This window comes from Leifsonia sp. McL0618 (assembly GCF_049994905.1).
Lineage (GTDB): Bacteria > Actinomycetota > Actinomycetes > Actinomycetales > Microbacteriaceae > Diaminobutyricibacter.
In genome coordinates, this window is sequence record NZ_CP188258.1 from 1,646,546 (window position 1) to 1,671,525 (window position 24,980).

Here is a 24,980-nt window from a genome sequence, read left to right on the forward strand (position 1 = left end):
CCATTCAGCGGATCGTGGTGCCGTTCCAGATAGGTAGTCATTCAATGGTGAGCTTTATTCTGAGACGAATTCTCGTCTCGATTCTCATCCTCATCGCCGCATCGTTCCTGATGTACATGCTTGTGGCGTATTCGGTGGACCCGCTCGCGGATCTCCGCCAGAGCAACAACCCGAACAAGGAAGCGCTGATCTCGGCGCGTGTCCAGCTTCTTCACCTCGATATCGCGCCGCCGCTGCGCTGGGCAGTGTGGCTCGGCGGGGCAGCGAAGTGCCTCATCCCGTTCGCGAACGCGTGCGATCTTGGTTCGACGATCTCGAACGCACAGGTGACCGACATCCTTCCCCAGGCGCTCGGCTCCACCATCCAGCTCGTGACGCTTGCCCTCGTGCTCGCTGTCGTCTTCGGAATCTCGATCGGTATCATCACCGCTCTCCGCCAGTACAGCGGGCTCGACAACACGATGACGTTCATCAGCTTCTTCCTGTACTCCCTCCCCGCGTTCCTCGTCGCGGTGCTGCTCAAGGAGTTCGTGGCGCTCGGCTTCAACAACTTCCTCGCAGACCCTGTGATCAGCTGGTACTGGCTCGTGATCATCGGCGTCCTGATGGGCGCGATCTTCCAATCATTGGTGGGCGGCGATCGTCGACGGCGACTGATCGTGTTCGCGTCGGTGGGCGGCGCAACCTTCCTCCTGCTCTGGCTGATGTCGGCGACCGGCTGGTTCCTCACTCCTGGCCTCGGCCCGGTGGCGATGATCATCCTCATCGCGGGTATCGCGCTCGGCGCGACGGCGCTGATGGCAGGTCTTCAGAACCGCAAAGCGCTGATCACAGCCGGCATCAACGGTGCGATCGGCATCATCGCCTACTTTGCGATCCAGCCCCTGCTGAACATCTCCAGTGTCGCCACCATCGCGATCCTGGCGATCGTCACGCTCGCGGTCGGCCTGGTCAGCGGATGGCTGGTCGGCGGCTACGACCGCGGCCAGAACATGCGGGTCGGAGCGGTGACGGCCGTGCTGTCGGCGGCGCTCATCCTGGTCGACCGCTACATGCAGGCGTGGCCGCAGTACCTCCAGGACACGAACGGCCGCCCCATCGCTACGGTGGGGTCGTCGACGCCGAACCTCAGCGGCGACATCTGGGTCACCGGTCTCGACACCTTCACGCACCTTCTGCTGCCGACGATCGCGCTGCTGCTGATCTCGTTCGCGAGCTACACACGGTACTCGCGCGCCGGGATGCTCGAGGTGCTCAACCAGGACTACATCCGCACCGCACGCGCCAAGGGCCTCCCCGAGCGCACGGTTATCGTTCGTCACGCCTTCCGAAACGTGCTCATCCCGATCACGACCCTGGTCGCTTTCGACGTGGGGGCCCTGCTCGGCGGCGCGATCATCACAGAGAGAGTGTTCGCCATTCCCGGCATGGGCTTCCTCTTCAGCGCAGGGCTCAGCCGCGGCGATCTCAACCCCGTGATGGGCTACTTCGTCGTGATCGCGATCATGGCGATCCTGTTCAACTTCCTGGCCGACCTGGCCTATGCAAGCCTCGACCCGAGGGTGAGGGTCCGATAATGACCATCAACAACGAACCAGTCGTCATCGACGAACCGACCGTCGAGTCCAAGGCTCCGGAGAGCCAGGGGCGGATCATCTTTCGCCGCTTCATCGGCAACAAAATGGCCGTGACGAGCATCATCCTCGTCGTCTTCATCATCCTGTTCTCGATCTCGGCCATCGGGGTCGGACCGATCCACGGCTGGTGGAAGTACACCTACCAGGAGCTGAACCCGCAGGTGAACCAGGGCGCGCCGTCGCTGGACCACCCGTTCGGCCAGGACCGCATCGGCAAGGACTACTTCGCCCTCACCATGCGCGGAATCCAGAACTCGTTCATCGTGATGATCGTGCTGGGCGGGATCGCCTCCATCGTCGGCGTGGTGGTTGGAGCGGTCGCGGGTTACTACCGCGGGTTCGTCGACGCTCTGCTCATGCGTATCACCGACGTGTTCATCGTCATCCCGGCTCTCGTCATCGGCTCCGTGGTCGGACACTGGGCCGGTGGGCTCGGTGCCCCGCTGCTGGCGATCATGCTCGGGTTCTTCTCGTGGATGGGTATCGCCCGACTGGTACGAGGCGAATTCCTCTCGCTGCGTGAGCGCGAGTTCGTCGAGGCGGCGCGTGTCGCCGGCGCATCGGACCGTCGCATCATCTTCAAGCACATCCTGCCGAACGCCGCGGGGGTCGTGATCGTATCGTCGACCCTCATCATGGCGTCCGCCATCCTGCTGGAAACCGCGCTGAGCTTCCTCGGTTACGGCATCCAGGCGCCGGATGTGTCCCTCGGCCTGCTGATCAGCCAGAACGAGTCGGCCTTCCAGACCCGCCCGTGGCTGTTCTGGTGGCCCGGGCTCTTCATCGTGTCGCTCGCCCTGCTCGTCAACTTCGTCGGTGACGGCCTGCGCGACGCGTTCGACCCGCGTCACCGCCGGTTCAAGCTGCGCCAGATGCAGGAAGAGCTTCCCGAGCCCGGAGACGAGCGGGCATGACGTTCCCGGTGAACGCGGCCGGAGGACTGCTAGCCGACCAGGATCGCGACGACCGAGCCGGCCGCGAGTACGACCAGGACGATCGCCGTCGCCCAGTGGGTGGTCACGGTCACCTTCGTGGAGTCAGCGACGCCGGTCTCGAACGCGCCGCTTTCGCGCAGCCGGTCCCAGCGGCTGCGGATGAGGTAGGCCGCTTCGCCCGACTCGGTGCCGAGCAGGTCGCCGGGTCGAGCGGCATCGCCGTCGAGCGGCGCGCGGCTTCCGGCATTCTCGCTCCTCGACTTGGAGGCGCGGTAGCTGGAGGCGCGGCCCGGGGCAGGCGCAGCCCACGCGGCATAGCTGTGACCCGGCGTATAGAGGGTCAGGGCGTACTTGGTGTCCACATGGATCAGCGCCGACCAGGGAACGAAGACCGTGCGCAGCACATTGCGCAGGCGAACGCCCTCGTCGTCGACCTCGACCCGCGGGCTCCACAGCGCCTCCCACGCGAACAGCGCGACGAACGCCGCGGGCATCACGTACAACAACCGGACGCCCGTCCCCACGAACAGCAGGCTGCCCGTCATGAAGACGGCGAGCGCCCAGATGATGACGGCAAGGATGCGATTGAAGCGCGACGAGTAGACGTCGCGCCCGGCAGGAGCTTCGGTGGGCATGCGTCCATGCTGACAGCATCCGCAACGGTCGTCCAACGCAACACGATCTCGACGGCGACCACAGTCGCCCTGGAAGGAAACAGGATTTCATGACCGACACGACGACCGGGCAGATCCCCGTTCTCGAGGTCACCGACCTCAGCGTCGACTTCGGTGTCGACGGCACGTGGGTTCCCGCGGCCAAGAAGCTGAACTACTCGATCAATCCGGGCGAAGTCCTGGCCATCGTCGGCGAGTCCGGCTCGGGCAAGAGTGCGAGCTCGATGGCGATCCTCGACCTCCTGCCCGAGAACAGCCGCATCCGGGGGAGCATCAAACTCGACGGACGCGAACTGACCGGGCTGAAGCCGCAGCAGATGCGCAAGGTGCGCGGAGCCCAGATCGCGGTCATCTTCCAGGAGCCGATGACGGCGCTGAACCCCGTGTACACGATCGGATCCCAGATCGTGGAGACGCTGCGCATCCACTACGGCATGTCGCCGCACGAGGCACGCGAACGTGCACTCGAGCTGCTCGAGATGGTCGAGCTGCCCGACCCGCTGAAGGCGTACAACTCGTATCCTCACCAGCTCTCCGGCGGCCAGCGGCAGCGTGCGATGATCGCGCAGTCGATCTCGTGCGACCCCAAGCTCCTGATCGCGGATGAGCCGACGACGGCGCTCGACGTGACGGTGCAGGCGGAGATCCTGGACCTGCTCCGCAGTCTCCGGGACCGGCTCGACAGCGCCATCCTGCTCATCACCCACGACATGGGTGTCGTCGCCGACCTGGCCGACAACATCGCCGTCATGCGCAAGGGTGACATCGTCGAGACCGGCACCGTCGAAGCGGTCTTCGCCAACCCCACGCATCCGTACACGATCGCCCTCCTCGAGGCCGTTCCGCACCTCGGACAGCGTGGCGATGAAGAGATCGACACGACCGCAGCACTGGCCAGCGGCTCGGACAGCGCGACGAGTGCGGAGTTCGCCGAGCGCGTCGCAATCAACGAACGCCTCGCCGAAGAAGCGGCAGAGCTCGCCGAGCGCGACACCCGCAAGATCGTGGTCGAATTCCAGAACGTCGCGATCGAGTACCCGAAGCGCGGTCGCGTTCCCGCGTTCCGCGCGGCCGACCAGATCAATCTCCAGATCCGGGAAGGCGAGGTGCTCGGCCTGGTCGGCGAGTCCGGCTCTGGCAAGACCACGCTCGGCCGCGCCTCGATCGGCCTGCTGCCGATCGCGGAGGGCAAGCTCGTCGTCGCCGGGCAGGACATCTCGCACGCCACGCGCGACGAGATCCGGCAGCTCCACAAGAACGTCGGCATCGTCTTCCAGGACCCAGCGTCGTCGCTCAACCCGCGCCTGCCCATCGGCGACAGCATCGGCGAGCCGCTCCTGCTCGCCAAAGGCTTGAAGGGGTCCGCCCTCAATAAAGAGGTCGAACGTCTGCTCGACAGTGTCGAGCTTCCCCGTTCGTACCGCACCCGGTACCCGCACGAGCTCTCCGGCGGCCAGAAGCAGCGCGTCGGCATCGCCCGCGCGCTGTCGCTGGAGCCGCAGGTGCTGATCGCGGACGAGCCGACCAGCGCGCTCGACGTCTCCGTCCAGGCGCGCGTGCTCGAGCTGATGCAGCAGCTGCAGAAGGAGATGAACTTCGCCTGCCTGTTCGTCACGCACGACCTGGCGGTCATCGACGTGCTCGCGGAACGTATCGCCGTCATGCACCACGGCAACCTGGTGGAGACGGGCACGCGCGACGAGATCCTGCGCTACCCGAAGGAGCCGTACACGCAGCGACTCCTCGCCGCCGTGCCCCTTCCCGACCCGAAGCTGCAGCGCGAACGGCGCGACCTGCGTCGTGAGATCCTGGCGGCCGGTTCCGACGAGGGCCCGCACATCGCGGCGCCCCTGGAAGACCCGGAGCCCAACGTCCCGCCGTCGGCCCAGTTCTGACAGCGTGCGTGCAGGCGCGACAGGCCGGAGCGTTTGTGGGGTAAAATCGACTGTTACCCCCCACAAACTTCTGACCGAGAGTCGAGCCTGCACGCATGTCTGAAACCGCCGTCGCACACCGCGCCGATCTGCGCAACGTCGCGATCGTCGCCCACGTCGACCACGGCAAGACCACCCTTGTCGACGCCATGCTCCGGCAGACCAACTCGTTCTCTTCGCACGAACACGTGGAAGAGCGCGCGATGGACTCCAACGAGCTCGAGCGCGAAAAGGGCATCACGATCCTCGCCAAGAACACGGCGATCTCGTACCGGGGCAAGCACGCCACTGACGGGCCCATCACCATCAACGTGATCGACACCCCCGGCCACGCCGACTTCGGCGGCGAGGTCGAGCGCGGCCTCTCCATGGTCGACGGCGTCGTGCTCCTCGTCGACGCGAGTGAAGGCCCCCTGCCCCAGACGCGCTTCGTGCTGCGCAAGGCACTCGAGGCCAAGCTCCCCGTCATCCTCCTGGTCAACAAGACCGACCGCCCCGACGCGCGCATCGACGCCGTCGTGCACGAGAGCCAGGACCTCCTCCTCGGCCTCGCGAGCGATCTCGCCGACGACGTTCCCGATCTCGATCTCGACGCCATCCTCGATGTGCCGGTCGTCTACGCTTCGGGCCGCAACGGTGCCGCGAGCCTCAACAAGCCAGAGAACGGCGAACTGCCGGACAACGCCGACCTCGAGCCGCTCTTCGAGGCCATCCTCGAGCACATCCCGGCACCGACCTACGACCCTGAGGCTCCCCTCCAGGCCCACGTCACCAATCTCGACGCTTCGCCGTTCCTCGGCCGTCTCGCGCTGCTGCGCATCTTCAACGGAACACTGAAGAAGGGCCAGACCGTGGCCTGGGTGCGCCACGACGGCGACGTGCACAACGTGCGCGTGACCGAGCTCATGATCACCAAGGCTCTCGACCGGTACCCGGCCGAGAGTGCAGGTCCCGGTGACATCGTCGCCGTCGCCGGTTTCGCCGACATCATGATCGGCGACACGCTCGCCGACCCCGACGACGTGCGCCCGCTTCCGCTGATCCACGTCGACGACCCCGCGATCTCGATGACGGTCGGCACGAACACTTCCCCGCTCGTCGGCAAGGTCAAGGGCCACAAGCTGACCGCGCGCATGGTGAAGGACCGCCTCGACCGCGAACTCGTCGGCAACGTGTCGCTCCGCGTGCTCGACATCGGCCGGCCCGACGCGTGGGAGGTGCAGGGGCGCGGCGAACTCGCGCTCGCCATCCTCGTCGAGCAGATGCGCCGCGAAGGCTACGAGCTCACCGTCGGCAAGCCGCAGGTGGTCACGAAGAAGGTCGACGGCAAGACGCACGAGCCGTTCGAGCACCTGACGATCGATGTGCCGGAGGAGTACCTCGGCGCGATCACCCAGCTTCTCGCCGCCCGCAAGGGCCGCATGGAGAACATGGCGAACCACGGCACCGGCTGGGTGCGCATGGAGTTCATCGTGCCATCCAGAGGCCTCATCGGGTTCCGCACGGAGTTCCTGACGATCACCCGCGGAACCGGCATCGCGAACGCCATCCTGCACGGCTATGACGAGTGGGCCGGGCAGATCGTGACGCGCAGCAACGGATCGATCGTCGCCGACCGCGCCGGCGTCGTCACCCCGTTCGCCATCATCGCGCTCCAGGAGCGCATGACCTTCTTCGTGAACCCGACAGAAGAGGTCTACGAGGGCATGGTCATCGGCGAGAACTCGCGGGCCGACGACATGGACGTCAACATCACCAAAGAGAAGAAGCTGACGAACATGCGTCAGTCGACGGCCGACAACTTCGAGTCGATGACGCCGTCGCGCCAGCTGACGCTCGAAGAGTGCCTCGAGTTCGCTCGTGAAGACGAGTGCGTCGAGGTCACGCCCGCTGCGGTGCGCATCCGCAAGGTCGAACTCGACCAGACGGCACGCGCCCGCGCGACGTCGCGGCTGAAGAAGCAGGACCAGAACGCGTAGGTTCCGGTTGGGCGTTCATTGAACGGGCGCAGGCGCAAGGCGTAGCCTTCGCACTAAGGCGGATCCGCTTCGGACGACGCCGGGGGAGTGTGACCATGAACACCGTACGCAGGCGTGTCGCAGTGCCGCTCGCGATCCTGATCGCGGTGGGACTCGCTCCTGCCGTGAGCGGCTGCGCCAACGTCGAAGGAATCGTGAAGAACGTGACCGGCGGCCATGTGGACATCGGCGGCAACAAGGTGCCGAGCGACTTTCCCTCGGCCGTTCCGCTGTACAAAGGCGACGTCGTATTCGGGGCGTCCGTCGGCGGCGACAACAAGAAGGCCTGGAACGTCACGATCAAGGTGCCGGATGCAAACGCATCCGCCGATATCGAGAAACAGCTCACCGATGCGGGATTCACCGGAAGCTTCAAGGGTGCCGACGGTGACACGAACACGGGCTCGTTCTCATCCGACGGCTACGGCGTGCTCGTCGTCGTGACGAGCGCCGGCAAGAACGGATGGGTCGCCAACTACACCGTCACGACGTCGACGATGAGCCCCACCCCGACCCCGACCTCGTGAACTGAGCTGCGCGCTCGAAGCATCCGGCGCTCTCTGCCATCCCCCTTCTGCAACGTTCATAAAACAGGAGTTGGTGTGACGGATGCTGTCCAATGGGGTCGAGACCGCCTTCTTTCGTTCACTCCTGCCGCTTCAGTCACACGAACTCCTGTTTTATGGCCGGGCGGCACTCCGGCCGCAGGAACTCCCACGACGTCCAGGCCTCTACGCGAAGAGCCCGGCCCCGACGTAGCTGCCCGGGCGGGCGCCCGGCGGCACCGCGAAGATCGCAGAGCCGACGTGCTTCAGGTATTCATTCATCGCGTCGCTGCGCGCCAGCTGCTGCTGGATCGGGATGAACTGCTTGCGAGGATCCCGCTGGAAGGCGATGAAGAACAGCCCGGCGTTCAACAAGCCCAGCTCGTCGTTGCCGTCGACGAAGTTGTAGCCGCGGCGCAGGAGCTGGGCTCCCTCGTTGGTGCTCGGATGCGCCAGCCGCACGTGCGAATCCGGATCGATCTTCGTGCCGCCGCCGGGCGAGACCGCAAGGAAGTTCGGCGCGGTGAACTCGGTGCCTCCCGACAGCGGTGCGCCTTCTCCTTTGTCGCGGCCGACGATGCGCTGCTGTTCGCCGAGCTGCTGCCGGTCCCAGGTTTCGATGACCATCCGGATCTTGCGGGTCACCAGGTAGGAACCGCCGGCCATCCAGGCCGCCCCGTCCGACGCGGACGCCCACACCTGGTCGTGCACGATCTTCGTGTCCTCGGCCTTGATGTTGGCCGTTCCGTCTTTGAATCCGAAGAGGTTGCGTGGCGTGACCTGCGCGCGCGTCGTCGCGGAGGTGCGGCCGAATCCGAGCTGGGACCACCGGATGGATGCGCGCCCGAACGCGATGCGCGAAAGGTTGCGGATGGCGTGGACAGCGACCTGGGGGTCGTCACTGCACGCCTGGATGCAGAGGTCGCCGCCGCTGAGGGCTTCCTGGAGGGCGTCGCCCGCAAAGTGGGGGAGGTCGACGAGCGCTGCCGGGCGCGCGTGCGCGAGTCCGAAGCGGTCTCCGCCCGCGATCGTGCCGAAGAGCCTCGGGCCGAAGCCGAAGGTCAGTGTGAGGCCGGCCGCCGGCAGGTCGAGCGCTTCGCCGGTGTCATCGGGCGGAGCGTCGAGCGGACCGCTTGCCGGACCGTTGGCTCCCGCGGACCTGCCTTGCGTCATACGGGATGCGGCCACCGTCCAGTCCTTCAGGAGTTCGATGAGACCTGCGCGGTCGAGGTCGGGCGCCGTGTCGAACGATGCGAAGTGGAGCCGGTCCTGCGCTGCCGTTGTGATCCCGGCCTGGTGGTCACCGTGGAATGCGTACACCGTCGCAGATCCGGACCCGGCGCCCGCCGTGGCGAGCACGGTGCGGTCGAGCGCGACCCCTGCCCCGACGCCGAGCAGTCCTGCGCCGACGGTCGCGCCCGCAAGCCCGAGCAGTCCACGCCGGGACAGCCCGGGCTCGGCGGGTTCGATGGTGTTCTCAGCCACGCATCGACCCCTACTTGACGATGATGGACGTGAGTTTGCTGAGCGGCTCGCTCAGTGCGTTCACCTCGTCGGAGAGTTCTTTCACCTGGGCCGTGGTGAGAGTTGTGTAGGCGACGTAGCCGCTGCCGCTCTTGTAGGTGTCGAGCGCGGCCGTGATGGCTGCGAACTCGGTGTCGAGCTGCTTGACGACGGTCTTGCCATCGACGCCCTTGGCCGACGCGATGTCGCGCACGATTCCGTAGGCGACATCGGCGCCTTCGACGTTGGCCCGGAAGTCCCACAGGTCGGTGTGGGAGAAGGTCTCTTCTTCACCCGTGATCTTGGTGCGCGAGACCTCCTCCATCAGTCCGATGGCGCCGTTGGAGATCTGGTCGATCGTGAGCGTGAAGTTCTTCGCAGAGACCAGGTCGTGCAGGCGCTTGGTGTCCGCGACGAGCTGGTCGGCGAGCTGCTTGCGCAACGCCGGCGTCGCGGCAGTGTACCCGGCAGGCGCCCACAGGTCTTTCTCGATGCGGTGCCAGCCGGTCCAGGTCTGGCCCTGTTCGATGTCGGCTTCGCGCAGGTCGATCGCCGGGTCGATGTCGCCGAACTGGTCGGCGGTCGGTTCGATGCGCTCGTAGAACATCCGTGCAGCAGGGTACTGGGCGCGGGCCGCCACGTCGTCGCCGGCAGTGTAGGCCCTCGCGAACGCCTGGGTGGCGGCGAGCAGCTGACCGCTCTGGTCCTTGATGTATGAAATGTAGTTGGTCACCGCGCCCGAGATCTGCTTGCTCTCGCTCTGGCTGGTCGCCGCCTTCTTGCCGGCGGTGACGGTGAACTGCTTCAGGCTGCCCGGGTTGCCCACCATCCCCTTCTTGCACGCCGTGTAGTAGGTGCCCTCAGGGAGCTGGACGACATAGTTGACGGTCGTGCCCGGCCCGATGTTCTCTTTCTCGCCCGCTATCCGGAGCTTGTCGGAGGCGAGGATCTCGAACTCGTTGACGTCGGAACCCGTGTTGGTCACCTGGAACGTCACCGGGCCGGCGGCAGCTGTGGCCGTGGAGACCGAGCAGGTGTCGTCGGTGAGGTTGACGGCGATCGCTTCCGCGTCGGCGGATGCGCGGTTGGGTACGCATCCGGTCAGTGCGAGTGCGAGTGCCGCAGCGCAGGCGAGCGCGCCGAAGTATCGGGTCTTCATATCTGGTGGTGTCTCCTGTCAGGACGCGGCGGTCTGGCGGGCGGGCGCTGGCGCGGACGCGGGCGCTGTGACCTGTCGCGGGCTGGTGGATCGGTGTTGACGCACGTAGAGAGTGCCGACGACGGCGATGTAGCCGACCCAGACCCCGACCTGGAGCCAGGTCGGTGACGGGTTGAAGTTCACGATGCCCTGCAGCACGGTGCCGTACCAGCTGCTCGACGGGATGATCGTGCTGATGTCGTAGGCGTGCCGACCGACGCCCGGGATCATTCCCGCTTCCTGCAGGTCGCCGACCCCGTATGCGAGCACTCCGGCGGCGACGACGATGAGGAAGACGCCGGTCCAGGTGAAGAACTTGCCGAGGTTGATCTTGACGAATCCCCGATAGATGAAGATCTCGATGACGACGGCGGTGAGGATGCCGAGGACAGCACCGGCGGCGGGAACCCAGCTGCCTCCGACGGATGCAACGGTCGCCCACACGAAGAGGGAGGTCTCGATGCCTTCGCGGCCGACGCTGAGTGCCGCGAGCAGAATGATGCCCCAGCCGGCGCCGAGGAGCGCGCTGTCGACCCGCGAGTGCAACGTGTTCTTGAGGGTTCGCGCGGTCTTGCCCATCCAGAAGACCATCCAGGTGACCAGTCCGACGGCGACGATCGAGAGCGTGCCGCCCAGGGTCTCCTGGGCTTCGAAGCTCATGCCGTACGGGCCCCACGTGAGAATCGCGCCGATTCCGAGGGGGCCCACGATCGCGATGCCGACACCGAACCACATGTTGCGGAGCACGTCCCTGCGCCCGACTTTGACGATGTATGCGACGAGGATGCCCACGACCAGAGCGGCCTCGAGGCCTTCGCGAAGGCCGATCAGGTAGTTTGCGAGCACAGGTATCTCTCGGGATGGGAGTGGGGGAATGTTGGTAAGGCTAACCTTACCCGGTCGACTCTAACCGCACCGGGCGTGACCTGTCTAGTTAGGATTGCGACATGGCCGCGCGGATCGTCAACCTCGTCCTGCTTTTCATCGCAGGGGCCATCCTCGGCGCCGTCGGGACCATTGCGCACCAGTCCACGGTCACTGTCGCGGGTGTCCCGCTGCCGTGGGGGATCACCATCGCGCTGCTCGCATACACCTGCCTGCTCATCGGCCTGCGGCTGCTGAACCCGGGGCGGGCGCAGGCGCTCGCCGCTGCGCTCGGCACCATCGCGATGACGTTCGTGTTCTCCCTCAAAGGCATCGGCGGCTCGGTCCTGATCCCCGACAATCTGCTCGGCAAGATCTGGGTGGTCGCGCCGATCGTCATCGCGGCGATCGTGATCGCCTGGCCGCGGCTGCCGCAGCGGAGTGAGTTCCCGAAAACGGCCTAAGCTAGAACCGACTCCGCCTGAAGGGACCTCGACCACTGTGACTTACGTCATCGCCCTGCCTTGCGTCGACGTGAAGGATCGCGCCTGCATCGACGAGTGCCCCGTCGACTGCATCTACGAAGGCGAACGCTCCCTCTACATCCACCCCGACGAGTGCGTGGACTGTGGCGCGTGCGAGCCGGTCTGCCCGGTCGAGGCAATCTACTACGAAGACGATCTGCCTGAGCAGTGGGCCGACTACTACAAGGCCAACGTTGAGTTCTTCGACGACATCGGGTCGCCGGGCGGCGCCGTAAAGGTCGGCGTGATCGCGAAGGATCACCCGGTCATCTCCGCACTGCCGCCGCAGGCCCACGCCTGAGCCGTCGTGGCACTCGGCCCGCTTCCCGACTACCCGTGGGACCAGATGGTTCCGTTCGCGGCACGCGCCCGCGCGCACCCGGACGGCATCGTCGACCTGTCGATCGGATCCCCTGTCGATCCGACCCCTGCCCTCATCCGTGACGCCCTCGCCCAAGCGACCGACGCCCACGCCTACCCGCAGACCATCGGCACCCCGGCACTCCGCGAAGCGATAGTCGCCTGGTTCGCTCGCCGCCGTGGTGTCGGCGACCTGACCGTCGCCGACGTGCTGCCGACCATCGGCTCGAAAGAACTGGTCGCGTTCCTGCCGTTCATGCTCGGCCTGGGCGATGGTGACGTCGTCGTGCATCCGCTGGCGGCGTACCCTACGTATGCGATCGGTGCAGCATTCGCGGGGGCGTCGGCTCTCGCGAGCGACGACCCCGACGAATGGCCGGAGGCGACGCGGCTCGTCTGGGTCAACAGCCCGGGGAACCCCGACGGACGCGTCCTCGGCGTCGCCGAACTTCGCCGTATGGTGCAGCGGGCGCGCGAGCTCGGGGCCGTGATCGCCAGCGACGAATGCTACGCCGAGCTCGGCTGGGAGTCACCGTGGGATCGCGAGCCCATCCCGAGCATCCTCGACGCACGCGTGACGGGCGGCGACCATCGCGACGTGCTCGCGGTGTACTCGCTGAGCAAACAGTCGAACCTGGCCGGGTATCGCGCCGCCTTCATCGCCGGCGACAGCTCTCTGGTCGAGCGCCTGGTGACGGTGCGCAAGCATGCGGGCCTTATGCTTCCCGCTCCCTTGCAGGCGGCGATGACGGTCGCGCTCGGCGACGATGGGCATGTGGCCGAGCAGCGGGAGCGGTACTTGCGTCGCCGCGGCATGCTGAAGCCGGCCCTCGAGTCCGCGGGCTTCCGCATCGACCACAGCGAGGGCGGCCTCTACCTGTGGGCGACCGAGGGGCGCGACACCTGGGAGACGATCGGCCGACTGGCCGACCGGGGGATCCTGGCAGGCCCGGGCGTCTTCTACGGCGATCATTTTCCGCAGCACGTGCGGCTGTCGCTGACGGCGACGGATGAGCGCATCACCTCGGCAGCGGCCCGATTGCATGCTTTTGGAGACTCTCTCTAACGCCTTCGGGGGCTGCTTGGACGATGTAACAGTTGTCTGGCATTGCCAATAGGCTGTATCCGCAGGACTTCTTTGCGGCGCTGCCACGACCGGCGTCCGAACTCTTCAGCAGGAATACACCCAGGAGGCGTTGTGAGCGGAATCGGCACCGACCAGGCAGGGGGCCAGGCGCAGAAAGCCACCCTGAACACCCCAGGCGGAACGGCCGAATTCCCCATCCTCCCGAGCGCGAGCGGTTCGGCGAGCATCGATTTCTCCAGCCTCACGCGCCAGACCGGCCTCACCTCACTCGACTACGGCTTCGTCAACACCGCTGCGACCCGCTCGGCTATCACCTACATCGACGGCGATGCGGGCATCCTGCGCTACCGCGGCTATCCGATCGAGCAGGTCGCCCAGAACTCGACGTTCCTCGAGGTGGCATGGCTTCTCATCCACGGTGAGCTGCCGTCCGCGGGCGAGCTGTCCGACTTCGACGAGAAGATCCGCAGGCACACCCTGCTGCACGAAGACCTGAAGCGCTTCTTCGGCGCGCTCCCGCACGACGCGCACCCGATGTCCGTGCTCTCGAGCGCGGTTTCGGCCCTGTCGACCTTCTACCAGGACTCGCTCAGCGTCCACGACCCCGAACAGGTCGAACTGTCGACGATCCGCCTGCTTGCGAAGCTGCCGGTCATCGCGGCCTATGCGCACAAGAAGAGCGTCGGACAGGCGTTCCTCTATCCCGACAACTCGCTGAGCTTCGTCGACAACTTCCTCCGCCTCAACTTCGGCACGATGGCGGAGCCCTACGAAGTGAATCCGGTGCTGAGCAAGGCGTTGGAGCGCCTGCTGATCCTCCACGAAGACCACGAGCAGAACGCGTCGACGTCGACGGTTCGCCTGGTCGGCTCCACGCAGGCGAACCTCTTCGCCTCGGTCTCTGCCGGCATCAACGCCCTCTACGGCCCGTTGCACGGGGGAGCGAACGAGGCCGTTCTCGACATGCTCGGCTCGATCCGCGACTCGGGCGAGAGCGTCCAGAAGTTCGTGGAGCGGGTGAAGGGCAAAGAAGAGGGCGTGAAGCTCATGGGCTTCGGGCACCGCGTCTACAAGAACTTCGACCCGCGCGCACGCCTGGTCAAGGAGAGCGCCGACGAGGTGCTCGCAGCACTCGGTGTTCACGACCCGTTGCTCGACATCGCGAAGGAGCTCGAAGAGGTCGCTCTCGCAGACGACTACTTCATCGAGCGCAAGCTCTACCCGAACGTCGACTTCTACACCGGTGTCATCTACAAGGCGATGGGCTTCCCGACACGCATGTTCACCGTGCTGTTCGCGATCGGGCGACTGCCGGGTTGGATCGCGCACTGGCGCGAGATGAATTCCGACCCCGCGACGAAGATCGGCCGCCCGCAGCAGCTCTACGTCGGTTCGCCCGAGCGCTCCTGGCCGGCGGGTCACTGATCCGTGGCGCCGTCAATCCGTCAGGATGACGGCTTCAGCGTCAGCGTCTGCGTCGCCGCTTTACGCACGGCCGGCAGCGTGAACGGCCAGGGCCGCGTCTTTTGGTGCTGCCACAGTGTTGTCTGGTCGACGTAGTTCGGGTGGAAGGCATGGCCGGATTCGCCGGTGAGGTTCACCCATGTCGATGTGTCGAAGTCCGACAGGTCGAGCACCTGGCGCATTGACGGCACCCAGTCGACCTGGTATCCGACGGAGGCGTCCCAGCCGACCGCGTCGACGACCGACGACGACCCGCCGACAGGATACGGTCCGCGGTTGAAGAGCCACTCGATCGGAGCGACTCCCGACGTGCCGAAGCTCGCGTTGGTGAGTTCGAGGGTGTGGATGCGATCCCAGCGCCACGTGGACGGATCGTTGCCCATCAGGTCGACCGCCTCATCCCATGCCTGGTCGGCCGCGTGGGCGAACATTTCGTCGCGGCCCGCGATGCCCAGTTTCTTGTCGGTCCACCATGGAGAGTCGGGCTGCGTCGCCAGATTGCTGACGACCTGGAACCACCGGTCTCCGCCGATCGGTGGGGCGGTCGCGGGCAGTTTGCGGCCGAACGCGTCGACGAGCAGGTTGCGCCAGAAGATGTTGTAGTAGGCCGCCGCCGCGCTGTCGGCGTCGTCGTGGTAGTTCCAGTGAGCCAGGAGTGCGACGCCTGTGGCCGCACCACCGGTGAGTGAAGGGTGAAGCTCGTCTGACGTCAGGATCGGGGCGAGCTGTGCGGCATTAGCGTCGTAAGTGTCGGCCTGGATGTCCGCGAAGTCCGCCGCGGTCAGTTTCTTTCCCGACGTCAGCAGCTTTCCGAGCCGGTCGGTGATCTCGTTGGCGCGGTAGCCGTAATCCCAGTCGCGGGTGATCATGGCGGGATAGTCCTGCCCGACAGCGGCGTTGTTGGCCGTGACGATGAACCCGCTCGGCGGATTGAGCACCGATGGCAGCTGGTCGAACGGGATGTACCCGGTCCAGCCATAACGGCTCGTCCAGCCCGGTACGGGCAGCGTTCCGTCGCCGGTGGCCCGGATCGGGATGCGGCCGGGAGCCTGGTAGCCGATGTTGCCGTCCACATCGGCGTAGAGCAGGTTCTGCGATGGCACGTCGAACTTCGCTGCGGCCGCGCGGAAGCCCGCCCAGCCGGTCGCCGCATCGAGCGCGAAGATCGCGGACGCGGTGTGCCCGGGCTGAAGCGCGGTCCACTGCAGCGAGAGCTGGTATTGGGTGGCCGGGACGCCCATCCGCTGCGCCTGGTCTTTCGCGATCGCGCTGTACGCGGGCGTCAGGCCGGTCACCAGCGGGCCGTGCCGTGTCGAGCGGACGATGATCGTCACCGGTTTTCCCCCCGCGACCTTGACCGTCTCGAGGCGTGTCGCGAGCGGCAGCTGTTTGCCGTCGTACTGGTAGGTGTTTCCGGTGACTTTCTCCTCGTAGAGGTCGGCGACGTCCGGTCCGAGGTTCGTGAAGCCCCACGCGACGCGGTCGTTGTGCCCGATGATGATGCCGGGGAGTCCCGAGAAACTGAATCCGGCGACGTCGAACGGGCAGGCCTTCGAGACGGTGCGGCAGTGCAGTCCGACCTGGTACCAGACCGAGGGCTCGACGGCGCCGAGGTGCGGGTCGTTGGCGAGAAGCGGTTTGCCGCTGGCCGTGTGCGCGCCGGAGACCACCCAGGAGTTCGATCCGATGTCCGTTCCTGCCGGCCCGATCAGCGTCGGCACTCCTGCCAGGTTCGCCTGGAGGTCCTGCAGTGCGTCGACGACGCCAGGAGCGGGCGGAGTGGTCGTCGAGGCGGGTGTCACCGCCGGTGCGGTGCGCGACGTGGCGCCGCCCCCGAGTGCCGTGATCGTCGGGTGCTGAGTGTACGGATAGGTCGGATGCAGCTGCGCGACCTGGTCCGGCGTCAGCTTGGTCAGCAGCAGGGCGCGGTCGATCTCGTCGTCGAGGTTCGACCGGAGATCCCAGGCCATCGCTTTGAGCCAGGAGACCGAGTCTGCGGGCGTCCACGGTTCGGGGGAGTAGCCGGGGTTCTGCAGCCCGAGTACGGCGTACTCGAGGGAGAGCGCAGCGCCGGAGTGGTCTTTCAGGTAGGCGTTCACGCCGTCGGCGTAGTCCTTGTAGTACCGAAGCGACGTCGGGTCGAGGGCTTTGACTTCCTGCTCGGCGACCGTGCGCCAGCCGAGAGTGCGGATGAACGTGTCTGTCGCGACCGTGCTCGTGCCGAACATCTCCGAAAGTCGCCCGGCGGTGACGTGCCTGCGGAAATCCATCTCCCAGAAACGGTCCTGCGCGTGCACGAACCCCTGCGCCTTGAACAGGTCGTCCGCTGTGCCGGCCACGATCTGCGGCACCCCCGCGTCGTCGCGGTACACGGTGACGGGCGCGGTGAGGCCCGGGACGTCGATCGTGCCAGAGGTCTGCGGGAACGACCGTGTGACCGTCCAGATGCCGACGCCTGCCACGATGATCGCAAGGGCGCCGACGATCGCCAGGATCACACCGATGACCCTCAGTATCGGATGGCCGCGCCTCAGGCGCGGCAGATCGTCACCCACGCCACTCCTTCGGGTCGGGTTGCCGTCTTATCCAGCGACACTAACCCATCGGAGCGTCCTGGCCCGGTAAAAATTCGGCTCAGGCGTGCAGTGCCGCGTTCAGCTCGATGCCGGTGCCCCCGCGCTGGAGCACTTCGACGGCGCCGCTGATCGAATTGCGGCGGAACAGCAGGTCGGGAACACCGGAGAGCTCCACGGCCTTGATGGTCTGCGGCGCCCCGTCGGCTGTCGGGGCAGATCCGACCAGAACGACCTTCGTTCCTGCCGTGACGTACAGGCCGGCCTCGACGACCGAGTTGTCGCCGATCGAGATCCCGATTCCCGAATTGGCGCCGAGGAGCGCGCGTTCGCCGATCGAGACGCGCTGCGTTCCGCCGCCGGACAGGGTCCCCATGATGGATGCGCCCCCACCGATGTCCGACCCGTCGCCGACGACGACACCCTGCGAGATCCGCCCTTCCACCATCGACGTTCCGAGGGTTCCCGCGTTGAAGTTCACGAAGCCTTCGTGCATGACAGTCGTGCCGGGGGCCAGGTGCGCGCCGAGCCGGACACGCGAGGCGTCCGCGATGCGTACGCGATCCGGCGTCACGTAGTCGAGAAGGCGGGGGAACTTGTCGATGCCGGTCACGTGGATGCCCGCCCGTTGCAGTGCCGGCCGCAGGCGGGTCAGGTCGGCGGGCAGCACGGGCCCTGCGTTCGTCCACGCCACGATCGGGAGGTGCGCGAAGATGCCGTCGAGGTTGACGGTGTTCGGCTTCACAAGAAGGTGGGACAGCAGGTGCAGGCGCAGGTAGGCGTCGGGCGTGGTCGCGGGGGGAGCGTCGAGGTCGATGTCCACCGTCACGATGTCGATGCGCACGTTGCGCCGCCGGTCTTCGCCGGCGAGTGCTTCGAGGTCGGCGGGGGCGATCCACCGATCGCGTCCGGCCGGAAGCGCACCCAGCCGGGGCTCGGGGAACCAGGTGTCGAGCACCGTTCCGTCGCCCGCGACGGTCGAGAGACCGTAGCCCCAGGCGTGCCGGGGAGCAACGGATGCGGGCGCGGCTGATTCGTGGGGAACGTCAGAGGGCATGGCTCTAGATTAGTAGCGTGCCACTCGACCTCACTGCGACCTCGACCGACCTCACCCGGCAGCTCTGCGACATCGAATCCGTCTCCGGAAACGAGAAGACGATCGCCGACGAGATGGAAGCCGCCCTCGCCGGGCTCGATCACCTGGAGATCATCCGCGACGGCGACACGATCGTCGCCCGCACGAACCGCGGCCGCGCGCGCCGCGTCATCATCGCGGGCCACATCGACACCGTTCCGCTCAACGGCAACCTTCCGACCCGGTACGAGACCATCGACGGGGTCGAATACCTGTGGGGGCGCGGAACAGTCGACATGAAGGGAGGCACGGCGGTGCAGCTGAAGCTGGCCGCCGAACTCGACGACCCGGCCATCGACGTGACGTGGATGTGGTACGACCACGAAGAAGTGTCGAACGAGCTGAACGGCCTTGGGCGCCTGGCCCGCAAGCATCCTGAGCTCTTCGTCGGCGACTTCGCCATCCTCGGCGAGCCGAGCAACGGCATCGTCGAGGGGGGATGCAACGGCAACCTCCGCATCGAAGTGCGCACCTTCGGGCTGCGCGCGCATTCGGCCCGCGGGTGGGTCGGTGACAACGCAATCCACAAAGCCGCCCCCATCCTCGACATCCTGGCCGCGTACCGGCCGCGCGAAGTCGATGTCGACGGTCTCGTGTATCGCGAAGGACTCAACGCCGTCGGCATCAGCGGCGGCGTCGCCGGGAACATCATTCCCGATGAGTGCATGGTGCACATCAACTACCGTTTCGCGCCCAGCCGCAGCTCCGACGAAGCGATCGAGCACATGCGTGAGCTCTTCGGCGACTACCAGATCACCGTCGTCGATCGCGCCGACGGGGCCCGCCCCGGGCTCGACGCCCCACTCGCGCAGGAGTTCCTGGCCGCGGTCGGGGCAGAGGCGAAGCCGAAGTACGGATGGACGGACGTCGCCCGGTTCTCGGCGCTCGGCATCCCTGCGGTCAATTTCGGCCCTGGCGACCCCCTCAAGGCACACGCCGACGACGAACGCGTCGCGGTGGACCAGATCAGTTCGTGCGAAACGGGATTACGTGCCTGGCTCACCGGCGCCGTCGCCATCCACTGACGCGCCCGCCGTCACGGGAGCCGCGCACGCGGACACCGTCGCAAACTGGTGGCGGCGGTCGCCGTGGTGGCTGAACGTCATCCTGATCTTCGTGGCGAGCCGTGTCATCACGACGGCCATGCTCCTCGTGCTCGCAAGCGTGCAGGGCCCGAACCCGTGGACCGGCGCTCACCCCGGGTACTTCGATTTCGCGGCCATCTGGGACGGCCGCTGGTACAACATCGTCTCGATCGCCGGGTACCCCGCGTCGCTGCCACTCCTCGACGGTCATGTGAACCAGAACGCGTGGGCGTTCCTGCCGGGCTATCCCGCCGTCGTGGACGTCGTCGCGTTCGTGACGCGAACCCCCTGGCCGGTAGCTGCAGTGCTCGCATCGGTCGCGTTCGGTCTCGGTGCATCGCTCGTGTTCTACCGCATCCTGCGCCTGCGGGTGTCCGTGTCGACGAGCCTGTTCGCGGTCGTCCTGTTCTGCGTCGTGCCCGTGTCGCCGCTCTTCCAGGTGGCGTACGCCGAGTCGATGTACATCTTCTTCCTCGCCCTGGCTCTCTACCTCCTGATGCGGCGCCGCTACTGGTGGCTGATCCCCGTGGTGACGGTCATGGGATTCACTCGCCCGAGCGGCCTCGCTTTTGCTCTCGCGATGGGGATGCACGTCGTCTACCGGTTCTCGGCCAGGGCCCGTGACCCCTTTCCGGCCTCCGAGCGGAGCGCCGCGATCACGGTGACCCTCTACAGCGGGCTGGCGGGCATCGCGTGGCCGGCGATCGCCGCGATCGCGACCGGCTCGCTCACGGCGTACACCGACACGGAGCTGGCCTGGCGGGCGCAATACATCGGGTTCACCGACCTCGTGCCGTTTACGTCGTGGTTCCAGGGCGCGAACTGGTGGTTCAGCTTCGCTCTCGGGCTGCCACCGTGGGTCGGAATCGTCGTCGTCGTGCTCCTCATCGCCGGCTACGCACTGGTGCTGTTCACCCCCGCGGTGAGGCGGCTGGGGGTGGATCTGCGCTTCTGGCTGGCGGCCTATGGCATCTACCTGCTGGCCGTCTTCTTTCCCCAGTCGAGCACGTTCCGCATCCTGATGCCGCTGTTCCCGCTGCTCGGCGTGCTCGCGATGCCACGCAGCCGGGTGTACCGCGTGGCGCTCGTCATCGTGTTCCTGGCTCTCCAGTGGGGCTGGCTGCTGATCTGCTGGGGGGTCGACGGGGCGGACTGGTCACCACCGTAACCGCCACTGGGGTAGACGGAGGATTTTCTCCGGCCTCCCCGATGACAGATAATAGAAGGACATCCACGAAAGGGGAGCTGCATGGCGGCCATGAAGCCGAGGACCGGAGACGGGCCAATGGAGGCTGTAAAGGAGGGTCGGCTCATCATCGTGCGTGTTCCGCTCGAGGGTGGCGGCCGTCTTGTCGTCTCAGTCAACGACGCGGAAGCCAAGGAGCTTCACGACGCGCTCGCGAGCGTAGTCACACCGTCCTGACGATAGGGGCTCCCGAAAGGGGGCCCCTATTCGCTCAGCTTGGTGATCTGGAGCAGACCGTCACCGACCGGTGAGAGTGCGCTGACGACGGCTCCGGATGCTGCGGTCTCGGTGACGAGGGTGCGGAATCCGGTGGCGAGCTCATCCCGTTGTGCCGGGTCGGACACGCGTCCCTTCCAGAGAGCGTGCGCGACGAGAACGGTTCCTCCGGGGCGTGCGAGACGCAGCCCGTGCTCGACGTATTCGATGACCGACTGCGGGTCCGCGTCGATGAAGACGATGTCGTAGGAGTTCTCGTTCATCCGGGGCAGCACGTCGAGGGCGCGACCGGTGATCAACCGGACCCGATTCGACTGGATGCCCGCTTCGGTGAAGAACGTGCGGGCATGCTGCTGGTGGTCGAGTTCCGAGTCGATCGAGGTCAGCGTCGCGTGCGTTCCACCGGTCAGCAGCCAGAGACCGGAGACTCCGACGCCTGTTCCGATCTCGACGATGCTCGAGGCATCGGTGGCCGCGACGACGACGGCGGCCTGCGCGCCGACGGACGGCGCGATCGGGTCGATCCCCAGTTCGAGGGACTGCTGGCGCGCCCGCGCGATGACCTCATGCTCGACGACGATCTCGTCGGCGAATTTCCAGTTCGATTCTTTGTCTGACACAGCGCTCCCAGGGGTCTACCGGCACCAGAATACGGCTCGCACTGGCAGCATTCGTGCAGGCCGCACGCGTTAGTCTGATCTGGTGTTCGGATTGACCTTCGAGAAGTTGCTCATCATCGGGGTGATCGCTGTCTTCCTGCTCGGCCCCGAGCGCCTCCCGACGTATGCGGCCAAGCTCGGCCAGTTCACCCGAACGCTGCGCGACATGGCGAACGGGGCCAAGGACCGCATGCGCGAAGAGATGGGCCCGGAGTTCGAAGAGGTCGACTGGAAGAAGCTCGACCCCCGTCAGTACGACCCGAGGCGGATCATCCGCGAGGCCCTTCTCGACGACGAACCGGCTCCCGCCATCAAGCCGGTGACGGAGTCGGCTTACGCGCAGCGGCAGCGCAAGCTGCAGGTCGGATCGGTCCCGCCGTTCGACACCGAGGCCACCTGACCTCTCCCGGTCAAATCGGGGTCTTCCGGCGCTATCATTCTCGAATGATTGCAACAGAGCAGTTGCTCGATCGGCGTACGATCGCGCGTTACGCCATCGGTTCGCTCGGCACCGGCGGCTTTGCGACCCTGCCTGGTCTGGTCCTCGTCTACTACCTGACCGACACGCTCGGGGTAGCCGCGATCGCAGCCGGCCTCGTCGTGACGCTGGCCAAAGTCTGGGACGTCGTGATCGATCCCGTGATCGGATCGCGCAGCGACCGGCTGCTCGTGCACAGTGGCACGCGTCGGGGAATGATGATCCTCGGTGCCGTCACCCTTCCCCTGTTCTTCATCGTGACGTTTGCGGTGCCGGCCGGCGTCGCGGCCGTGCCTGCCGCAGTGTGGGTGATGGTCGCCTTCCTGCTCACGGCGACGTCGTTCAGTCTGTTCCAGGTGCCATACATCGCTCTGCCCGCTGAGCTCGCGTCGGGGTACGACCAGCGCACGCGGCTGCTGACCTGGCGCGTCGTCGTACTGACCTTCGCGATCCTGCTCTTCGGCGCGGGAGGCCCTGCTCTGCGCGCGCTCGGCGGCGCCGACAAGCATGCAGGCTACCTGCTCATGGCGGTCGTCGCCGGGCTTGTCATCGGTGGCGGCATGCTGGTGTCGAGCTTTGTCGCGCCCACAGGCGAGCCGTCGCCGATTGCCGGCGAGCGCAAGGTCGGTGTCCTCACCACCATCCGCACCAACTATTCCCAGGGGATCGGCGCCCTGCGCGAGAGCCAGCCGTTCCGCGTCCTTTTGCTGACGTTCCTGCTCCAGGGGCTCGCGACCGGCGCCATGCTCGCCGGGGCGAACTATGTCGCCACCTGGGTTCTGCATTCTGAAGACGCCGTCACGTTCCTCTTTGTGGCTCTCATCGGCCCCGCCCTCGTCGTGACGCCGCTCTGGGCGGTCATCTCGCGGCGGATCGGCAAGGAGCGCGGGTTCACGGCCGCGAGCATCCTGTTCGGGGTCGCCGCACTCTCGATGGTGATACTGATCTGGGTGCCAGGCACCTGGGTCTACCTTCCGGTCGCGCTCGTCGGCGCGGGCTACGCCGGCATGCAGTCGCTCCCGATGGCGATGCTGCCCGACGTGATCTCGCACGACGCGAAGCGCAACGGACCTGGCCGAGCGGGAACCTTCGGCGGCATGTGGACGGCGGGGGAGACCACGGGGATGGCCCTGGGCGCGACTGTGCTGACGGTCGTGCTCGCTCTGACCGGCTATGTCGCGCACACCGCGACGGTCGCGGCCACCACGGGCGAGACCCAGCCGGCCAGTGCGATCGTAGGGATCGTGCTGAGCTTCAGCGTCGTTCCCGCGGCGGTCGTCGCCTTCAGCCTGATCCCTCTGGGACGGTACCGACTTCGCAAGGAGGACATCGATGGTGCACTTTGACGCAGCCGAGATCCTGGGGCGGCTCGCAGCCCTGCGTGAGGAGGACGCCCCGACGCACGGCGGACGTGTCCTCTCCTATGTCTACGACTCCGGCGTGCCGGAGATCGACCTGCTGGCAGCGGACGCCATCCGGATGGTGCAGCCGGTCAACGGACTCGATCCGACGACATTCACCTCGGTTGCCGTCATGGAGCGCGAGGTCATCGCGTTCGCCCGCGGCCTTCTGCGCGGCAACGATGACGTGGTCGGATCGGTCACGACGGGCGGAACCGAGTCGTGCCTGCTCGCGGTGAAGACGGCCAGGGATGCCTGGCGGGCCGACGGCGGCAAGGGCCGGGCCCGGCTTGTCGCGCCCACGACCGTGCATGCCGCGTTCCAGAAGGCAGCCCACTACTTCGACCTCGTGCTCGACCTGGTACCGGTGGATGTGGAGACCGGGCGCGTCGACGCGGGCCGCCTCGCCGAGCGGCTGGGTCCCGACGTCGCACTCGTCGTCGTGTCGGCGCCGTCGTACCCGTTCGCCTCGCTCGATCCGATTGCGGAGGTCGCCGCCTTGTGCGACGACGCCGGCATCGCCTGTCACGTCGACGCCTGCATCGGAGGACTCATCCTTCCGTTCTGGCGCATGGCCGACGGCGCTCCGGTTCCGGCCTGGGACTTCACGGTGCGCGGTGTGACGAGTATCTCCGCAGACCTGCACAAGTTCGGCTACGCGCCCAAGGGAGCGAGCGTCCTGCTGAACCGCGACCGTGACCGCCAGCGCCTGCAATATTTCGCGACGACGACGTGGCCTGGCTATCCGGTCGTGAACCCGACGATCCTGGGCTCGAAGTCGGCGGGCGCGCTCGCCGCATCCTGGGCCATCGTCGAGGCGCTCGGCACAGACGGTTTCGGTGAACTCGCGCAGTCCTGCCTGCGCGCGACGCGTGCCCTGGTCGATGTCATCGGCGACATAGAAGGGCTCCGCGTCGTCGGCGAGCCGGTCGGACCGCTGCTGGCGGTGGCGACCGACACGTCCGTTCCCGCGGCCTCCCAGGTCGATCCCCACCACTGGGCCGACCAGGCCAGGGCGAGAGGATGGCTGCTGCAGCTCCAGCCAGGGCTGGTGCAGCCCGACGATTCGCACCTCCCGCACACCACGCACCTCACGGTGACGCCGGTGACCGAGGAACGGATCGATGAGCTCGAGGCGGTGCTTCGCGCATCCGCTGCGGAGGTTCGCGGGGTCCCCGCGGTCGCCGCAGCCGACCTGCTGGCAGCGCTTCCCGCGGAACTGGTCGCGGCGGCATCCGCAGGCACAGCCACGCTCGACTCGGACGGCGCGCTCCAGGTGCTCAAGCAGATCGGACTCGTCGGTGTGGAGCGCGGGCACGGCGCGGCGAGTGCGCGGCTTCCCGAACGGATGGCGCCCTTCCTCGCCCTGATCGAGGCCCTGCCGCACCCACTGACCGAGCGCCTGCTCATCGAGCTGCTGGCCCGGATCGTCGAGCCGCGCTGAG

The 24,980-nt window shown here is 66.7% G+C and carries 22 protein-coding genes; 15 read left to right on the plus strand and 7 right to left on the minus strand.

All coding sequences use genetic code 11. The features are described 5' to 3' along the window. Window positions 1–44 precede the first annotated feature (44 nt). Window positions 45–1,577: an ABC transporter permease gene (locus ACPPVQ_RS07840; RefSeq protein WP_426520317.1), complete on the plus strand. Its 1,533-nt coding sequence runs from the start codon at window positions 45–47 to the stop codon at window positions 1,575–1,577. After that, window positions 1,577–2,551 carry an ABC transporter permease gene (locus ACPPVQ_RS07845; protein ID WP_426520319.1) on the plus strand — a complete coding sequence of 325 codons (975 nt, stop codon included), beginning with the start codon at window positions 1,577–1,579 and terminating at the stop codon, window positions 2,549–2,551. The genes ACPPVQ_RS07840 and ACPPVQ_RS07845 overlap by 1 nt, the downstream gene beginning before the upstream one ends. Window positions 2,552–2,580: 29 nt before the next feature. Here ACPPVQ_RS07845 and ACPPVQ_RS07850 read toward each other — a convergent pair whose 3' ends face one another. Further along, complete coding sequence (locus ACPPVQ_RS07850; protein ID WP_426520321.1) at window positions 2,581–3,207, minus strand: PH domain-containing protein; 627 nt, start codon at window positions 3,205–3,207, stop codon at window positions 2,581–2,583. 89 nt (window positions 3,208–3,296) lie between these two features. On the opposite strand from ACPPVQ_RS07850, the gene ACPPVQ_RS07855 reads away from it, so the two are divergent. The 3 genes from ACPPVQ_RS07855 to ACPPVQ_RS07865 all read left to right on the plus strand — a co-directional run bounded on the left by ACPPVQ_RS07855 (window position 3,297) and on the right by ACPPVQ_RS07865 (window position 7,725). Next, complete coding sequence (locus ACPPVQ_RS07855) at window positions 3,297–5,141, plus strand: dipeptide ABC transporter ATP-binding protein (RefSeq protein ID WP_426520323.1); 1,845 nt, start codon at window positions 3,297–3,299, stop codon at window positions 5,139–5,141. Window positions 5,142–5,236: 95 nt separating this feature from the next. Then, a complete protein-coding gene (typA, locus tag ACPPVQ_RS07860; protein ID WP_426520325.1) occupies window positions 5,237–7,159 on the plus strand; it encodes a translational GTPase TypA in 1,923 nt (640 codons plus the stop codon). Window positions 7,160–7,254: 95 nt separating this feature from the next. Then, a complete protein-coding gene (locus tag ACPPVQ_RS07865; protein ID WP_426520327.1) occupies window positions 7,255–7,725 on the plus strand; it encodes a hypothetical protein in 471 nt (156 codons plus the stop codon). Window positions 7,726–7,929: 204 nt separating this feature from the next. On the opposite strand, the gene efeB is transcribed toward ACPPVQ_RS07865, so the two are convergent. From efeB to efeU, 3 genes are read right to left on the minus strand one after another with little or no spacing between them, the layout of a single operon-like run. Continuing rightward, window positions 7,930–9,228 (minus strand): iron uptake transporter deferrochelatase/peroxidase subunit, encoded by a 1,299-nt coding sequence (efeB, locus tag ACPPVQ_RS07870; protein ID WP_426520329.1) that lies wholly within the window; start codon window positions 9,226–9,228, stop codon window positions 7,930–7,932. Window positions 9,229–9,238: 10 nt separating this feature from the next. Then, window positions 9,239–10,405 (minus strand): iron uptake system protein EfeO, encoded by a 1,167-nt coding sequence (gene efeO / locus ACPPVQ_RS07875; RefSeq protein ID WP_426520331.1) that lies wholly within the window; start codon window positions 10,403–10,405, stop codon window positions 9,239–9,241. An 18-nt stretch (window positions 10,406–10,423) separates the two neighbouring features. Then, window positions 10,424–11,290, minus strand: a complete 867-nt coding sequence (gene efeU / locus ACPPVQ_RS07880) for an iron uptake transporter permease EfeU (protein ID WP_426520333.1) — start codon at window positions 11,288–11,290, stop codon at window positions 10,424–10,426. Between the two features lie 101 nt (window positions 11,291–11,391). On the opposite strand from efeU, the gene ACPPVQ_RS07885 reads away from it, so the two are divergent. From ACPPVQ_RS07885 to ACPPVQ_RS07900, 4 genes are all read left to right on the plus strand, one after another. Further along, entirely contained in the window at window positions 11,392–11,772 is a 381-nt protein-coding gene (locus ACPPVQ_RS07885; protein ID WP_426520335.1) for a hypothetical protein, read from the plus strand. Between the two features lie 37 nt (window positions 11,773–11,809). Next, window positions 11,810–12,133, plus strand: coding sequence for a ferredoxin (gene fdxA / locus ACPPVQ_RS07890; RefSeq protein WP_426520337.1), 324 nt, complete (start codon window positions 11,810–11,812; stop codon window positions 12,131–12,133). A 6-nt stretch (window positions 12,134–12,139) separates the two neighbouring features. Continuing rightward, on the plus strand, window positions 12,140–13,258 hold the full coding sequence (gene dapC, locus ACPPVQ_RS07895) for a succinyldiaminopimelate transaminase (RefSeq protein WP_426520339.1): 1,119 nt from the start codon (window positions 12,140–12,142) through the stop codon (window positions 13,256–13,258). 132 nt (window positions 13,259–13,390) lie between these two features. Next, window positions 13,391–14,704: a citrate synthase gene (locus tag ACPPVQ_RS07900; protein WP_426520340.1), complete on the plus strand. Its 1,314-nt coding sequence runs from the start codon at window positions 13,391–13,393 to the stop codon at window positions 14,702–14,704. Window positions 14,705–14,724: 20 nt separating this feature from the next. Here the strand turns inward: ACPPVQ_RS07900 and ACPPVQ_RS07905 are convergent, their stop codons facing one another. Both ACPPVQ_RS07905 and dapD read right to left on the minus strand, forming a co-directional pair. Beyond that, window positions 14,725–17,298: a penicillin acylase family protein gene (locus tag ACPPVQ_RS07905; protein ID WP_426520342.1), complete on the minus strand. Its 2,574-nt coding sequence runs from the start codon at window positions 17,296–17,298 to the stop codon at window positions 14,725–14,727. Window positions 17,299–17,377: 79 nt separating this feature from the next. Beyond that, entirely contained in the window at window positions 17,378–18,373 is a 996-nt protein-coding gene (gene dapD, locus ACPPVQ_RS07910; RefSeq protein ID WP_426520344.1) for a 2,3,4,5-tetrahydropyridine-2,6-dicarboxylate N-succinyltransferase, read from the minus strand. A gap of 17 nt (window positions 18,374–18,390) precedes the next feature. Here dapD and dapE point away from each other — a divergent pair, with 17 nt between their 5' ends. The 3 genes from dapE to ACPPVQ_RS07925 all read left to right on the plus strand — a co-directional run bounded on the left by dapE (window position 18,391) and on the right by ACPPVQ_RS07925 (window position 20,959). Then, window positions 18,391–19,476: a succinyl-diaminopimelate desuccinylase gene (dapE, locus tag ACPPVQ_RS07915; protein ID WP_426520346.1), complete on the plus strand. Its 1,086-nt coding sequence runs from the start codon at window positions 18,391–18,393 to the stop codon at window positions 19,474–19,476. Further along, window positions 19,442–20,704, plus strand: a complete 1,263-nt coding sequence (locus ACPPVQ_RS07920; protein ID WP_426520348.1) for a hypothetical protein — start codon at window positions 19,442–19,444, stop codon at window positions 20,702–20,704. The genes dapE and ACPPVQ_RS07920 overlap by 35 nt, the downstream gene beginning before the upstream one ends. Window positions 20,705–20,785: 81 nt before the next feature. Further along, window positions 20,786–20,959 carry a DUF3117 domain-containing protein gene (locus ACPPVQ_RS07925; protein ID WP_223695180.1) on the plus strand — a complete coding sequence of 58 codons (174 nt, stop codon included), beginning with the start codon at window positions 20,786–20,788 and terminating at the stop codon, window positions 20,957–20,959. 26 nt (window positions 20,960–20,985) lie between these two features. Here ACPPVQ_RS07925 and ACPPVQ_RS07930 read toward each other — a convergent pair whose 3' ends face one another. Then, a complete protein-coding gene (locus tag ACPPVQ_RS07930; RefSeq protein ID WP_426520350.1) occupies window positions 20,986–21,618 on the minus strand; it encodes an O-methyltransferase in 633 nt (210 codons plus the stop codon). An 82-nt stretch (window positions 21,619–21,700) separates the two neighbouring features. Here ACPPVQ_RS07930 and ACPPVQ_RS07935 point away from each other — a divergent pair, with 82 nt between their 5' ends. The 3 genes from ACPPVQ_RS07935 to ACPPVQ_RS07945 are packed head-to-tail and all read left to right on the plus strand — an operon-like array spanning window position 21,701 to window position 24,979. Continuing rightward, complete coding sequence (locus tag ACPPVQ_RS07935; protein ID WP_426520352.1) at window positions 21,701–22,057, plus strand: sec-independent translocase; 357 nt, start codon at window positions 21,701–21,703, stop codon at window positions 22,055–22,057. Window positions 22,058–22,101: 44 nt separating this feature from the next. Further along, window positions 22,102–23,481: an MFS transporter gene (locus ACPPVQ_RS07940; RefSeq protein ID WP_426520354.1), complete on the plus strand. Its 1,380-nt coding sequence runs from the start codon at window positions 22,102–22,104 to the stop codon at window positions 23,479–23,481. Next, complete coding sequence (locus ACPPVQ_RS07945) at window positions 23,468–24,979, plus strand: pyridoxal phosphate-dependent decarboxylase family protein (protein ID WP_426520356.1); 1,512 nt, start codon at window positions 23,468–23,470, stop codon at window positions 24,977–24,979. The genes ACPPVQ_RS07940 and ACPPVQ_RS07945 overlap by 14 nt, the downstream gene beginning before the upstream one ends. Window position 24,980: the final 1 nt, after the last annotated feature.